This is a genomic window from Solibacillus sp. FSL W8-0372, from assembly GCF_037969735.1.
GTDB classification, from domain to species: domain Bacteria; phylum Bacillota; class Bacilli; order Bacillales_A; family Planococcaceae; genus Solibacillus; species Solibacillus faecavium.
This window is the reverse complement of record NZ_CP150204.1, coordinates 3,224,664-3,239,239: the sequence shown is the minus strand read 5'-3', so window position 1 is coordinate 3,239,239 and position 14,576 is coordinate 3,224,664. Positions and strand designations below refer to the sequence as shown.

Annotated in this window: 15 protein-coding genes and 1 riboswitch; of the genes, 9 read left to right on the top strand and 6 right to left on the bottom strand. The window is 40.0% G+C overall.

Annotated features, from left to right (window positions below):
* Positions 1 to 139: 139 nt before the first annotated feature.
* Positions 140 to 1,357 carry a Zn-dependent hydrolase gene (locus MKY13_RS16585; RefSeq protein WP_339213995.1) on the bottom strand — a complete coding sequence of 406 codons (1,218 nt, stop codon included), beginning with the start codon at positions 1,355 to 1,357 and terminating at the stop codon, positions 140 to 142.
* Positions 1,350 to 2,069, bottom strand: coding sequence for an L-2-amino-thiazoline-4-carboxylic acid hydrolase (locus MKY13_RS16580; protein ID WP_339213993.1), 720 nt, complete (start codon positions 2,067 to 2,069; stop codon positions 1,350 to 1,352). The genes MKY13_RS16585 and MKY13_RS16580 overlap by 8 nt, the downstream gene beginning before the upstream one ends.
* 261 nt (positions 2,070 to 2,330) lie before the next feature.
* On the opposite strand from MKY13_RS16580, the gene MKY13_RS16575 reads away from it, so the two are divergent.
* From MKY13_RS16575 to MKY13_RS16565, 3 genes are all read left to right on the top strand, one after another.
* Positions 2,331 to 2,915 (top strand): TetR/AcrR family transcriptional regulator, encoded by a 585-nt coding sequence (locus tag MKY13_RS16575; RefSeq protein ID WP_339213991.1) that lies wholly within the window; start codon positions 2,331 to 2,333, stop codon positions 2,913 to 2,915.
* A 462-nt stretch (positions 2,916 to 3,377) separates the two neighbouring features.
* Complete coding sequence (locus MKY13_RS16570) at positions 3,378 to 4,793, top strand: DHA2 family efflux MFS transporter permease subunit (protein WP_339213989.1); 1,416 nt, start codon at positions 3,378 to 3,380, stop codon at positions 4,791 to 4,793.
* Positions 4,794 to 5,276: 483 nt separating this feature from the next.
* Complete coding sequence (locus MKY13_RS16565; RefSeq protein ID WP_339213987.1) at positions 5,277 to 5,507, top strand: hypothetical protein; 231 nt, start codon at positions 5,277 to 5,279, stop codon at positions 5,505 to 5,507.
* 278 nt (positions 5,508 to 5,785) lie between these two features.
* Here the strand turns inward: MKY13_RS16565 and MKY13_RS16560 are convergent, their stop codons facing one another.
* Positions 5,786 to 6,715, bottom strand: coding sequence for a nuclease-related domain-containing protein (locus MKY13_RS16560; RefSeq protein WP_339213985.1), 930 nt, complete (start codon positions 6,713 to 6,715; stop codon positions 5,786 to 5,788).
* Positions 6,716 to 6,895: 180 nt separating this feature from the next.
* Here MKY13_RS16560 and MKY13_RS16555 point away from each other — a divergent pair, with 180 nt between their 5' ends.
* Positions 6,896 to 7,129, top strand: coding sequence for a hypothetical protein (locus MKY13_RS16555; protein ID WP_339213984.1), 234 nt, complete (start codon positions 6,896 to 6,898; stop codon positions 7,127 to 7,129).
* Positions 7,130 to 7,191: 62 nt separating this feature from the next.
* Here MKY13_RS16555 and MKY13_RS16550 read toward each other — a convergent pair whose 3' ends face one another.
* Together MKY13_RS16550 and MKY13_RS16545 are read right to left on the bottom strand one after the other, a co-directional pair.
* Positions 7,192 to 7,803 carry a hypothetical protein gene (locus tag MKY13_RS16550; RefSeq protein WP_339213983.1) on the bottom strand — a complete coding sequence of 204 codons (612 nt, stop codon included), beginning with the start codon at positions 7,801 to 7,803 and terminating at the stop codon, positions 7,192 to 7,194.
* Entirely contained in the window at positions 7,800 to 8,441 is a 642-nt protein-coding gene (locus MKY13_RS16545) for a phosphate starvation-inducible protein PhoH (RefSeq protein WP_339213982.1), read from the bottom strand. The genes MKY13_RS16550 and MKY13_RS16545 overlap by 4 nt, the downstream gene beginning before the upstream one ends.
* A gap of 212 nt (positions 8,442 to 8,653) precedes the next feature.
* Here MKY13_RS16545 and MKY13_RS16540 point away from each other — a divergent pair, with 212 nt between their 5' ends.
* The 4 genes from MKY13_RS16540 (at position 8,654) to secG (ending at position 11,990) form a co-directional block, all read left to right on the top strand.
* Positions 8,654 to 9,775, top strand: coding sequence for an ABC transporter substrate-binding protein (locus MKY13_RS16540; RefSeq protein ID WP_339213981.1), 1,122 nt, complete (start codon positions 8,654 to 8,656; stop codon positions 9,773 to 9,775).
* A gap of 17 nt (positions 9,776 to 9,792) precedes the next feature.
* The gene (locus tag MKY13_RS16535) at positions 9,793 to 10,794 is read left to right on the top strand and encodes an iron ABC transporter permease (RefSeq protein WP_339213980.1); all 1,002 of its coding nucleotides are present in this window, start codon (positions 9,793 to 9,795) and stop codon (positions 10,792 to 10,794) included.
* The gene (locus tag MKY13_RS16530) at positions 10,791 to 11,636 is read left to right on the top strand and encodes an ABC transporter ATP-binding protein (RefSeq protein ID WP_339213978.1); all 846 of its coding nucleotides are present in this window, start codon (positions 10,791 to 10,793) and stop codon (positions 11,634 to 11,636) included. The genes MKY13_RS16535 and MKY13_RS16530 overlap by 4 nt, the downstream gene beginning before the upstream one ends.
* A 126-nt stretch (positions 11,637 to 11,762) precedes the next feature.
* Positions 11,763 to 11,990: a preprotein translocase subunit SecG gene (gene secG, locus MKY13_RS16525; RefSeq protein ID WP_191699596.1), complete on the top strand. Its 228-nt coding sequence runs from the start codon at positions 11,763 to 11,765 to the stop codon at positions 11,988 to 11,990.
* Positions 11,991 to 12,082: 92 nt separating this feature from the next.
* Here the strand turns inward: secG and MKY13_RS16520 are convergent, their stop codons facing one another.
* Complete coding sequence (locus tag MKY13_RS16520) at positions 12,083 to 12,736, bottom strand: response regulator transcription factor (protein ID WP_191699880.1); 654 nt, start codon at positions 12,734 to 12,736, stop codon at positions 12,083 to 12,085.
* Between the two features lie 55 nt (positions 12,737 to 12,791).
* Positions 12,792 to 12,875, bottom strand: a riboswitch (cyclic di-GMP riboswitch).
* Positions 12,876 to 13,875: 1,000 nt separating this feature from the next.
* Here MKY13_RS16520 and MKY13_RS16515 point away from each other — a divergent pair.
* Entirely contained in the window at positions 13,876 to 14,487 is a 612-nt protein-coding gene (locus MKY13_RS16515) for a TasA family protein (RefSeq protein ID WP_339213975.1), read from the top strand.
* Positions 14,488 to 14,576: the final 89 nt, after the last annotated feature.

Genomic DNA, 14,576 nt, shown 5'->3' with positions numbered 1-14,576 from the left:
ATTCACTTTAAATAGAAAAGATTAAACAAATTTTTGCATCTAGTTAAAAATCAAAATGCCTCGAGAGATGAACTCTCGAGGCATTTTGCCGGCCTAATAAAGATTAATTAACCTTGAACTCGTACGGCTTCAGCTAACGTTATCGCTGATCGAGCTGCAGTAAAGTTTGTTTTAAAACATTTGCCCCTGCGATGATGTCTTCGGCTGTGGTGAATTCTTTAGGGTTATGGCTGATGCCGTCTTTTGAGCGGACGAAGATCATTGCTACCGGGAATTGTCCGTTAAATTGCATTGCATCGTGACCGGCACCGCTTGGTAAATGGACGACTTGTTGTCCGGTGTCAGTGATGGCTTGAGCAATGATTTGTTGTATTTCGGCATCACATTTAACTGGTGCTACTCTTTGTAATGTTTCGATTGATAAAGTAAGTTGGCGTTCTTGGGCGATGGCTTGTGCTGCTTGATGGATTTCCTGTTCCAATGCATTTCGGACTTCCTCTTCGATATCGCGAATATCGACCGTGAAAGTGACTTCTCCGGGAATGACATTGACTCCGTTTGGTGATACGGATAGTTTTCCTACTGTTGCAACTGCTGCAGGATACTGACGTGCGAGCTCTTCAATTTTCGCAATGATTAAGCTGGTGCCGACTAAAGCATCCTGTCTTAGTGCCATTGGTGTTGCGCCTGCGTGTTCAGCTGTACCGGTAAGGGTGATTTGCTGCCAAAGGGGTCCGGCAATGCCTGTTACAACACCAACACTCGCATTTGCCTTTTCAAGCACTTTTCCTTGTTCAATATGCAATTCAACGTAGCATTCAACATTCGATAATTTTGCTTCTGCCACATTTGAGGCATCTAGACCATCCTGCTGCATCGCTTCTGCTATCGAAATACCTTCTTCATCCGTACGCTGTAATGCCTCTTGCTGTAATGTTCCGGCAGCTGCACGACTGCCAATCATACCAAACTGGAAGCGTGTCCCTTCCTCATCCTTAAAGGCGATCACCTTCACCGGGCGTTTTAATGGGATGTTGTTGTCTTGTAATGTATGGATTACCTCAATCGCACTTAGTACGCCTAGGGCACCGTCATAATGCCCACCGTTTGGCACCGTATCAATATGTGAACCTAACACGATGGCCGGGGCATCAATATGATTGTTAATTTCACCTATAATATTGCCGATTGCATCAGTAGAAACTGTCATTCCGGCTGCTTCCATCAGTTGCTTAATATAGAGATTCGCTACCATTTCTTCCGCGGTAAATGAAAAGCGATTGACCCCTCCCTCGGGAGTAGAGCCGATTTTGGCAAGTTCAGCTAGATGCAACAGTAATCGTTCTTCATTAATCATATAGAGGATCAATTCCTTTCTCTTTCATTTGGAAGCGGAAGTGACACTGGCCTTCACGGAGTAAATACTGGTCGTGAATAACGTCAAATTTGTTGTTGTAGCCATAGGCAATGGAGTTATCAATAACTTGGCAGTACAAAATACCGTATTCATGCATATTGTCGTCAGCCCATTGTTGGCCAAGTGGACAGCCTGTAAAAGTTTGCTCCAATTCATTTGGCGTGTAGTTATCTTCCATTACGAATAACTCACTGCGTCCCATATCGTAGTTGGGAATATAGTTCTCAACGGTGTTTTCCAGCCCGTTGATGCGAGCGCGCTGTGCAATGCCCCGACCACGTTTTTGGCCGAACTGCCATACGCTTTTTTTAATGACTTCTTCACCTGCATTACCGTAGCGATCTACAATTTGCTTTGTTACTTGTGCAAATAGCTTGGCGAATAAGGCGAAGGGTGTGGCGTTTTCGTAGTTGTCCGTCGCTTGATGGTCAGTGGGGATGTAGTCGTAAAGTGAGTGAATCGATCCTTCTAACGTCGCTTTTCTGGCAATTTGCTCCGCATTATAATAGCCAAAAGAGCAAACAGCATTTTGTATGAGCGGTCCGACTTCTTGCCCGAAAGCTTCTTTGGCATTCATTTCGATTTGCGTGAAAAGCATTGCTGTCATGTATTCCATTGAATAGGGTTTGATGGATACTGACTGTTGTTCCATAATGTATCGCCTCCACAATAATAGTTTATAAAGCCTAGTGATATACTTAAGATTAGGCTATTTTATAATATTCTAATAATTATGTAAACGAATTGAATTTGTAATAGTTTGTATGAAACCAGCAGGGAGTAAGTAGGAAAGGGAACTGTAGAGATTTTGTGAACATTTGATTGATGCTTTTCGTCCTTTAATATTATGTGATAAGGTTAGACTGATAAGTATAGATTAATTAGACCGATCATTATAATTTTGGAGGGCAGCATGACAAAGCAATCAAAGGAAAAAATTTTAGAAACCGCAACAAGGCTATTTTATTTTCAAGGGTTTCACGGAACAGGCTTAAATCAAATCATTCAGGAATCGGGCTCGCCTAAAGGTTCGCTTTATCATTATTTTCCTAATGGCAAGGAGCAATTAGCGGAGGCGGCGATTGAGCTATCGAAGCGAAGAATTGGTGCATCTATTCAGCGTTATATGAATGAGTTTGAGGATGTTGAGGCTTCGTTAAATGCACATATTTTAGCAATGGCGGAGTTATTTGATAAGGAGAGCGGACTTGAGGAGCATTCTTTTACGATCATGCCTTTTGGTTTGCTTGCGGCGGAATCGGCTTTTATGAATGAACGGCTGCGTAAAGCATGCGGTGAAACGTATAAATACTGGGAATCGATTTATTATACGAAGTTCATTTCAAACGGTTATAGCGATGAATCTGCTGTCATCATTAGTAAAGCTGTCAGTGCAATGATTGAAGGTGCGGTGACGTTATCATTGTCTCAGCGGTCAAATGAGCCGTTGTTAAATATCAGTAAAGTAATCCCTGCAATACTTGCGCAATATAAGTGAACCGTTAAGGCGAAATTGTCTTAGCGGTTTTTTTGAGCCAATTTTCCTGTGAAAAGTTGTTCACAATTGGCGATTTTTTAGGGGGAATCGATGAAAAAGTATTGATAAATGAACTTTTTTCATAGCAAAGCCTATAAAATGAGCCGCAAATGTTGATGGAACAACTTTTGTCACCATTTGTTCAAATGTAGTTAAAAATATTGCAATCGTTTTCAAAGGAATTGTGGGAATATTTGTATACGAGGCTTTTGCCCATAAAAGGCTATAAATGGGTATTGGGTGTTCACAATTATAACGGTCGGTCTAGTTTTTTTGCTGAGAATATTGAATTTCTATGAAAAAATTTGGTATATTGTTAAGCGTGCTGTTAAAGCAAAGTGAACGTTATATAACAGTAAAAGTATGATAGGAAGCAATTATCATCTTCATAAATTAGTTTTTATAGTACAGGAGGAAATAGAAGTGGCAGCACCTTTTTTCAATGTTAAAAGCCCCAAAGGTATGGCAGCGGTATTAATGATCGGGACGTTCCTAGGTCTATTCGGTGAAACAGCCTTAAACATGGCGTTAACAAATATTATGGATGATTTCAGTATATCCGCGGCATCAGCGGCGTGGTTAACAACTGGTTATCTTTTAGTTTTAGCAGTATTCGTTCCATTATCATCTTATTTAGTACGTTGGTTTACAACTCGTCAATTAGTTGTGGCGGCAATTATCATTGCAATTCTCGGTTCGTTATTAGGCGCATTAGCACCGAACTTTCCGATTTTATTAGTCGGTCGTTTTGTACAAGCGGTCGCAACGGGTATTATTTTACCGTTAATGTTTAGTGTCATTATGCTCATTTTCCCAGTGCAAAAGCGAGGGGCAGTGATGGGGATTGTAGGGGTTATTTTGACTGCAGGTCCAGCATTAGGGCCATCAATTGCAGGGTTAATCGTCTCTTCACTTAGCTGGAGATATATTTTTTGGATCATGGCTATTGTTTATGCGCTCGTTGTTTTCTTAGCGTGGAATAAAATAGACAATGTATCAAATGTGACACGACCTAAAATTGATCTATTATCATTAGTTACCTCTACATTAGGTTTCGGTGGTTTTGTTTTCGCGCTCGCTTCATTGGCTGAGCAATCGATTACAGAAGTGATCGTTTGGGTACCGCTTGTTGTAGGGTTAGTATTATTAGTAGTATTTGGTGTTCGCCAAACAAAAATGGAGGAGCCAATGATCGACTTAACGGTGTTCAAATCACCGATGTTTAGTTTAGGTGTCGCTTTAATGTCAGCGTCATTGTTTATGATTTTATCTGTAGCCATATTAATACCAATGTTTTTGAAAACAGTATTAGGTTTCGCAGCACTAACTGCAGGTTTATGTATGCTGCCAGGGAATATTTTAAATATTATTATGTCACCGATCGTTGGTGCCAATTTCGATAAAGTGGGAGCAAAAATCTTCACACGCATTGGATTTACGATGATTTTAGTGTCGATGGTTGTATTCTTAACGACAATTTCGGCTACAACAGCGACATGGATTATTATCGTTAACTTATGTGTATTTTTCGTAGGGGTATCGATGACCATTATGCCGGCGCAAACGAATGCAATGAACTCATTAGCACCACAGAAATTTGCGGACGGTTCAGCGGCATTGAATACATTAACTCAAATCGCAGGTGCTTCAGGTACAGCGGTCGCGATTACGCTGTTCACTATTGGGCAGGAAAATTATGCTGAAAAGTTTAGCAATGCATTACCGGGAGAAATGCTCGCGCACGGTGTACACACAGCGTTCGTCGTAGTAAGTGTAGTATCTGTAATCGGGTTAGTAGGTTCATTCTTTGTGAAAAATAGTAAGCCAGTGGGGAACTAAGGTTTTTCGTTGAGTGTGCAGCATCGGTTTATTGCCGGTGCTGTTTTTTTGTGGGGGTGTTTTATTAGAAGATTGAGTGTGTTTATTGGAAAAGTTGTGCTGGTTATTAGAAGAAGTGCGGAGGATATTAGAAGATACGTGGATTTGGGGTGGGGACGGGGGTGGATCGCTGCATTAAGTGGGACAGAGAGATGGGGGTACGGATTTTATTAGAAGATTGAAGTGGGTTATTAGAAAATAGTGAGGGGTTATTAGCACATTTTCGAGTTTTATTTGATCATGTGGAGCACTTATTAGCACAATGGGAACTTTTATTAGAAGATCGGCAATTTATTAGAACAAATAAATTTATATTAGAACATTTCACGATATATTAGAAAATCCGTGAACAGGGGATTCAAGTATTTCTTATGTATTAATGTTTTCTTAGTATAATTATGGTATTGTTACTATAAATGAAATAAAAGGGATGTTTATTACTTTATGGAAAAAATAGATAGAAAATGGGTATATGCTGTACTCATCGGCTTTTTCGCGATTTTTTTATTGATTATGTTTAAACCTACTGGATACGACTATATTGTTTTTGCGATTGCTTCAGCTTTATTAGCGTACGGTGGCTTTATTCGCAGAAAAAATATGATAGATAAAATTTCTGTCCCACTGGGTATCGTTTTATTTTTAGTTTTTGTACTATTGTATTTTGTAAATTAGTAGCCATTGTGCTGCTTTTTTTTATTGCATAAAGAAGGGACTTCATCGAACCGTTGATTTCCATTCCGGGACCGATGCTTTCCCCGGGCACGGCTCCAGCTAACTAAATTGTGCCTACAACGGCAGGCACAATTTAGTGGATCTTCCGCGCGTGCCGTTCCCGGTGGAGTCACGGTCCCTCCATTCCAATCAACTTATTAATCACTTTAAATAGAAACGATTGAACAACAAAAAAGGTCTCGAGAGGTCGTCTCTCGAGACAAAGTCCCTTCTTTATTTCACTCAAACCTCTCTGGAATGATATAGTATGTCCCTTTATTCGTCCCGTGCTTTTGGAGGCCGGCTTTGGCTAATAGTTTGGATGCGATATGGATACAGGGGATGTTGAAAAATTCGCGGAACGCTTTATTGGATATGCGGGGACTGACTAAAATTCTGTATTGCAATAAAGTTTCATATAGGGCTTCCTTACTTTTTGCGCCGCAGACGGGACAGATGAAATAGCCTTGCTTATAATGCATTTCGTTGACATAATCGCACTGCTTGCATAGAACGCCGTTGCGGAGTCGGTGCTTTTCGATCGTTCTGCGAGGGGGGAGCGGCTCGTATAATTGCTCGAATTGTTTTTGCAGAAAAGTGAGATGGGCACGAGGTTTTGGATGTTGCTTATAGAGTTTTTCGATAAATCTCGGGATGCCGCTCATATGCATGATTGGGAAATTGTTTAAGGACTCATCGAGCTTTGCGCGATAATTGGCTAGAACGACGATGTGGTAAACGGGAATGGATAGTTGCCAAGTCTTTAACTGGTGCTCCAGGAAAAGCTGATGACGGTAGGCTTGGTCAAATGGATTGGGAAAATTTTCGTTCATTTGATCCTGTACGCGGAAAAATTCGTGTAGGGAAGGTTTGTAAAATAGGGTACCGGATATTTGTTTTACTTCGATGATTAAGAGGGAATTTGGTGTTAGGAGCAAAGCGTCCATTTGATGGGTAAAGCCGTTGGAATTTTTACATTCGAAATTATAAAAGATGTGAAAATCTGATTTAAAATAAAAATCTGTTAGTAGCCGCTTTAATTTTTGCTCGCCTGATAAGCCGGCTTCTAGTCGGTAAAATTCCTGTTGAATTGCCGGGGTCTCAGAATCGTCCATTCTAATGCGCTTCATCAGTGTTTCGATAAGTAAATAGTGCCTTGATTTTTGCACTTTTTTCACCTCCTGTACTCATTATAAAATATCCTAATATATGGGAAAATAGAATGGGTGAAAATGTTCTTTTGCGGGAAAAATGAAAAAATATGTTTCTCTTTTAGTAATGCTGGGAAAAGACCATCAAACAGTAAGGGAGGCAATTTATTTATGAAATTAAAAAAATACTCTACACTTATGGCAGCTGCGGTATTATCATTATCACTAGCAGCATGTAACGACGACGACGATCCGGTTATTATTGAAGATGATAACGATGGTGTTGTTGACGATAATAACGACGGTACTAATCTAGATTTAGATGTAGATACTGACGGCGATGCAGGTACTGAAGGTGACGCAGGTACTGACGGTACTGAAGGTACAGGTATTGAAGACGAAGACACTACTGATGACAACAGCAACGACTAATTAAAAGCATAAAGCATGGCACTCGCATTGATTTGCGGGTACCATGCTTTTTTTCTGTTCTATTAAATTTCCCCGCACGCTAACCATGGGAGGAAGCCGTCTAAAAACTTCTCTGTTGCCGGCATGAAATAAGAGCCGAAATGGAAGTCAGGGTCAAGTGTTGTGACGATCCAAGTGCCTTTTGAGCTCACTTTATCGACGTACATTAATGAGCCGCCGTCCTTCATATCAATAAGTGATTGCATGCCCTCCTGCAAATGGAATACACCGTGCTGATGCCACGTACAACCTGCTTCATCTAAATGACCATCACGGAATAATGGGTAATCCGGTGCGACCATGCGAAGTCCGCTATCTGCATCCTTTTCAAGCCACCACCAGAAATTTGTCGGGCGTGTTTCCCAGTTTTGACCTGGAATCCAGTTCCATGGCTGAGGACCGAATGCTACGACAACCCCGCCATTATCAGCAAAACGACGAATCGCAGGAGCTGCTTCTAGCAACAATTTGTTGTGCAATTGGGAAGGCACGATTAAGACGTCCATGCCATCTAAATCCTGCTCAGCAAAGCGAGGTAAGTAGATAATTTTATCGAAATATTGTTTGTACTTTGGTGTATTGAATGTTACAAAATGTGGTGCGTGACCGCTATATAAAACTGCTATTTTTTTCATGCTTGAGCTCCTTTTAAGCGTAGTAATTCTTTATCCAGCCATGCCAAAAATTGCGGTGCGATTAGCTGTGTCGTGTTTTCACCGGTTGCGTATGTTAAAAAGTCACGGCAAGAAGCAGCGACAACCGTTCCTTTTGTTGCAGTACGGTCAATGAAAACGATTGGTGTACCATCTGTATATTGCAAAATGACCTCCGATTCTTTATTTACGATAGGGTGCGACCCGCGTGCATAGAAGCCTGAAACCCCTTTACGATACGCAAGCTCCATCATGTCAACGCCTTCATAAAATGTCCCTTCAGCAGCGGGCTCCATTAAATAGTCAGCGTGCGACTTAATTTCCTTTGGCATAAACAGACCAGCACCCGGTAGCCAAGGGCGGAAAATATGTGTGTTGGCAATAACAATTTTCCCCTCATTTAAGAAGTTCTCAATTACTTGTTTTTGCTCATAAAGATGTTCCTGATCGATAAAGTCCGTTACGACCAACACATTGAATGCGGAAAGGTCAGCAGTTGAAATTTCATATTGATCGAGAAATGTTACATGGTCCATTGGTTCGTTTGAGACGTTCATCGCGCGTCCCTCTAAGCTAAAGGCATGTCCGCCATCTAGCTTTACAATTTTATACTCCGACATAAAAATTCTCCTTTAAACAATTAAATTTTGTTAAATGATACATATTCTCATTTGAGAGCAGAAATCTCATTGACATTGAAAATCATTATCAATTATACTCAATCTTGTAATTAATTCAAATCATTTTTTTAATATAATTATTTTTTTGTTATAGGCGACCAGAAAGTTAGCCCTATAGCAATTAAAAATTCGGTTAGGAGAGACAGATGGAAATGAAACGTAAAGTAATTTTAAGTTCGCTTGCAGTCGCGGCGATGGCACTTGCAGCATGCTCAGATAATGAGGTTGCAAATTCTGGAGGAGAGGTTCAGGCAACGGCAGAGGAAAAAATCGTTATCGACCAGGCGGGAACTGAGGTAACGATTCCTGCTGAAGTGAATTCGATTGTATCGGGCGGGATTTTACCGTACTTCCACACGTGGTATGTGGCGACAAATTCTACAAAGGAAATTGTAGGGATGCATCCGAATTCTTATAATGCAGCAGAAAATTCAATTTTAGCGAAAATGTCGCCGGATATTTTAAAGGCGGATACATCGTTTGTGCAAAATGGTGAAATGAATGTAGAGGAATTAATGAAAATTAACCCGGACGTATTTTTTGAGCTCGCGACCGATGAAAAATCAATCGAGCAAGCACGTAAAGCCGGTATAAATACAGTGGCGATTAAAGCAATCGATGCAGCGGCAGCAGAGCCACTTGCAACATTCAATAGCTGGTTGGAGTTAACGGGTGAAATCGCAAGCACAACAGATCGTGCAGATCAATTTATCGAAGTCGGTACAGCGGTACAAAATGAAATTAACGAAAAAATTGCTGGCTTAACGAAGGAACAGAAGCCAAATGCATTAATGATGTATCAATTGTCAGAGCAGGCAATTACAGTGAGCGGTAAAAACTTCTTCGGGAATCAATGGCTGAATGCAACAGGTGCCAATGACGTTGCGGAAGAGGAAGTAACTGGTCGCAAAGATGTGAACATGGAGCAAATCTACAACTGGAATCCGGAGATCATCTACTTAACGAACTTTACGGAAATCCAACCAGAGGACCTATATAACAATACGATTCCTGGTCAGGACTGGAGCGAAGTTGAAGCGGTTAAGAATAAGCAAGTTTATAAAATTCCATTAGGTATTTATCGTTGGTTCCCGCCAAGTGGGGATGCACCGTTAATGCTTAAGTGGTTGGCGAACAACAATCAGCCTGAGCTATTTGACTACGATATGAAGGCAGAAATTAAGAGCTATTATAAAGACTTTTACGGATTTGACGTAACAGATAAAGAAGTAGAGCGCATTTTGCATCCTTCTTCTGATGCTGCGAAGTATTAAGAAATCGAGGGAAGCTTATGAAAACGTGGAAAAATATTTTACTGTGGGTATTACCGCTCGTTATTGCGATTGCTTCACTCGGCATTGGTCGCTTTGAAGTGGATTTTGTAACAGTCGTAAAAATTTTAGGTTCACATATTTTTCTGATAGAACAAACTTGGACGCAAATGGAATATAACGTCGTCATGACGGTTCGTCTCCCGCGTATTATCCTCGCACTTTTGATCGGTGCGGGGCTTTCCATTTCCGGAGCAGCTTTCCAAGGGATGTTTGCGAATCCATTAGTGAGCGCGGACATTTTAGGTGTCGCTGCAGGTGCTGGTTTTGGTGCTTCTATCGGGATTTTATTGTTTGGTAATGGTTATATAACACAGGGCTTAGCTTTAATATTCGGTTTAGGGGCTATTGCTTTTACGTATATGATCGGCGGTTCCGGACGCAATATGCCGATTTTTATGCTCGTGCTGGCAGGGGTAGTAACAAGTGCGTTGTTTAATGCGTTAATTTCTTTAACGAAATTTGTTGCAGACCCTGAAGAAAAGCTGCCGGCCATTACTTATTGGTTAATGGGGAGCTTAGGGACAGCTTCATACCGTGATTTATGGACAGCCGGACCGATTATTTTAGTCGGGATGCTGATTTTACTAGCATTGCGCTGGCGTATTAACTTATTGACATTGCCTGATGAAGAGGCGAAATCATTAGGAATTAACGTAACACGTCTAAAGTGGCTTGTTATCGCAGGGGCTACGCTTTGTACAGCGGCAGCCGTTGCGGTAGCGGGGATTGTTGGCTGGGTTGGATTAATTATTCCGCATATTGCGCGTATGTTTGTCGGCAGTAATAATGAACGCGTATTACCGGTGTCGATTGCACTGGGCGGGGCGTATTTATTATTAATCGATACATTGGCACGCTCGGTAACGGCGGCGGAAATTCCGTTGTCGATCTTGACGGCAATTGTCGGGGCGCCATTCTTTGCTTATCTTTTACGCCGTACAGGGGGTAGCTGGTCATGAAAATAGAAGTACGTGAAGGCAACTTCTGCTATGCAAAAAGGAAGGAAGTAAAGCCGTATATTTATGAATCGAATATTAGCTTTACGCTAGAGCCGGGGAAGATTATGGCCATACTAGGTCCGAACGGTGCAGGGAAAACGACGCTATTAAAATGTATTACCGGCTTGCACGATTGGCGTGTTGGTGAAACATTAATCGATGATGTGCCACTTCGTAAGGTTTCGCAAAAAGAGCTGTGGAAGCGGATCGGCTATGTGCCGCAAGCGCATAAAATGGTGTTCGGCTTTTCAATAGAAGATTTAGTTGTGATGGGGCGTGCACCGTATATTGGCTCGTTGTCAAAGCCACGCAAGGAAGATTATGAAAAGGCACATCAAGCATTAAATGAAGTCGGCATTGTGCATTTAGCGAAAAAGTCGTGTAATGAAGTAAGTGGCGGGGAGCTACAGCTTGCTTTAATTGCCCGGACGCTTGTATCAAATCCGGAAATTTTAATATTGGATGAGCCGGAATCGCATTTGGATGTGCAAAAGCAGGTTGTGATTTTAGAGACGTTAAAACGCCTATCTCAAGATCATAATATTTCATGTATTATTAATACACACTACCCGAACCATGCCTTTTATTTAGCGGACCAGGTGCTGATGATTGCGAAGAATAAGAAGGCAATTATTGGACCGGTTCAGGAAGTGATGACGGAATCGCGGATGAAGGAGTACTTCAATATCGAACTGCGAAAACTCATTTTTGAAGAAGAGGATTTACTGTTTGAAACGATGGTGCCACTTGCGCTTGCTGCAAAACGGGATATTAGCGAATGCCGATTTAATCGCTTTGACTAAATGAATGATTGCGCGAAGCTATATTTGGATAAAATTTGCTGTGCATTTCCAAGAAATATTGTAAAGAGGTTCGCAGTTTGATATACTATTTGGTATTGTGACGTCCATATTTAGGAGGTGGAGCAAATGCATACGTTATTTACAGTATTACTTCTGATCGTAGCTTTAGCCTTAATCGTTGTCGTGTTATTACAATCAGGTAAAAGCGCTGGTTTATCAGGTGCCATCTCTGGTGGAGCTGAGCAACTATTCGGTAAACAGAAAGCTCGCGGGATGGATCTAGTATTACACCGCACAACAATCGTTCTTTCTGTTGCATTCTTCGTTTTGGCACTTGCTATTACGAAATTCTAATTGAACGAAAATTAAACGCCCAACCTCGCATTAATTGCAGGGTTGGGCTTTTTTTTTTACAAAATGGAATTTTAATCATTGGCACTACGTTATTAAACAACCACACCATGCTTAAATTGAACTAACCCAGTTTCATTTGCAAAGAGCGCAACTTGCGTACGATCACCAAGCTCCAATTTTGATAATACCTGGCTTACATGCTTTTTCACGGTATTTTCTGATATATAAAGACTGTGAGCTATTTGTTTATTGGAATAGCCCATTCCTAGTTTTTGCAATACCTCTTTTTCCTTAGAAGTTAGGAGTGCTAGACGGCTGTCATCTTTTGGGGATTCCTTTTGAGTTTGTACGAGCATATCGATTAAATCTGGATCATAATATTTCTTTCCCTTTTGAATAATTTGAATGGCATAAATAAGTTCTTCTGGGTGTGAATTAAGTGAAATATATCCAACCACATCCATCGCCATTGCACGTTGAAATGATTCACGATCTTTTGAAAAGGTAAGGATCGCAAATTTGCAAGTGCCCCCTAATTTTCTCGCTTCTTTAATCAATTTTAATCCACATTCATCTCCTACATGAAAATTAATAATAGCCAAATCAGGCATTTCTTTTTGAAACAAATTAAGCGCTTCTTGTGTATTATCAGCTTCTCCGATTATTTCCAATTCTTCATCCGAAGATAGAATGGAAATTAATCCTCTGCGGATGATTGCTTGATCATCCACCAATAAAATTTTCATCAATAAATTGCCTCCCCAGTCAAATTAAAAAGTGCTCTTAATAAGTGACTTTCAAATGAAATGAGGTCGGTTGCACCACTGACTCCATACATCCCAGGTGCCCAATTAGAGGATGTATTTCCAAGTCTCCCAATGTAAAACGTAGTTCTGTAATAAGTAGTATGTGATTTTAGATAAGAATGAAGTATCAGATGATGGAATTTTCAGTCTATTTTCTGCGGAATTTTCTTCGGAAATATGAGATTCGAAAATTAAAAACTCTAATTCATTATACTCAGTTGCCTTTGGGAGTTTTTGTCATTATATATATTTCCTAAAGCACTTTCTTTGTAATCTTATTGCTTATCTCGTCGTTTTATATCTATTTATGTAGGAAGTCAGAGCATAATCTACCACTTTTGATGAATGAGCAGTAGTTTGAAAGCCATTGGAATCATTAGTTGGTCATAGGATAGTTAAAAACATGATGAGAATTACTACTATGAATGATTATCTCCATTAATAGATACGACAACATTTTCTAAATACGATTATGTAGTTTAACTATAGAAGCAATAGGCATCTTGAATTAAGGATAAAACAAAAGGAGGTCTGAAGGTCACCTCTGGAAGTTAATAGACATGGGGGGAGGTGTATAAGATACTTTTTATTAATATAAATGGGAATTCGAAATAAGTCAATCAATTATTTACTAATTTTAATTCCTTTAATATAGAAGGTAAATAAAAAAATCGAAGCCAATGTATACATATGTATTCGTAGAATAAAGGTAAAACGTTGATAGAATGGTATTTATAGACACTGTTTAACCAATTAGTAGTACATCGGATAACACTAAAGTATACCATTGGGTAAGTTCTAAAGTAGAATGCCAAAGTGCTAAAAATCATCCATTAGAGGTGAGAGGAAATTTATGTGGCGGTCTATACTAAACCTAGTTCCACTTTCATAGTTGAAAAAGTGAAATGCAAAGGGGGAGAGCATTACCATTTATATGCCATATTATGAATTTGGTACACATGATCAAAATGCTTTATTGAATTGTAGGAAACTCGTACCCAACGTCGAGAAAGATAACTTTCTTATACGATCCAGGGAAGAGGCAAAAAAAACTAAAAAACTAATTGGAGGAATTTAAAATGAGTATCAAAAAGAAACTAGCAATGGGAATCGCAACTGGAGCATTAGCTGTAAGCATGATCGGCGGGGGAACTTATGCATATTTCAATGATGTGGAAGTAAATAACAGTAAATTTGCTGCTGGTACGTTGGATATTAATGTTAAAGGTAATGATGCAGATAATGCGATTATTAATGTAACGAATATTAAACCTGGTGATACAATGCTACGTACATTTAAACTTAATAACACTGGTAGCCTAGATGTATCAAAAGTATTTTTAACTTCAGAATATACAACTACTGATACGAAGGGCGATAATGCTGGCGCAGACTTCGGTGACCATATTAAAGTAAAGTTTCTTAAAAATGTAGACAAAGGATTGACTACAGTGATTCATGAAACGACACTAGCAGATTTAGCTAAAAAAGACGTAGTTGATAATAGAAATGTGTTAGATTGGACTGGGTTGGTTGGAGAAAGAGACGGCCTAAAAGCAGGTACAAATGATACACTTTCTGTTATGTTCGAATTTGTCGACAATGGCGCAGATCAAAATGTATTCCAAGGCGATTCATTACAGCTTAAATGGACATTTGATGCAAAACAAACAGATGGAACTTTAAAATAACAATACCGTAATTCAGGGAGGAGAGCCCTTCTCCTCCCTTATTTTATTTGAAATTTACCGGAACTCTTCCTTATATATATTTCTCAACG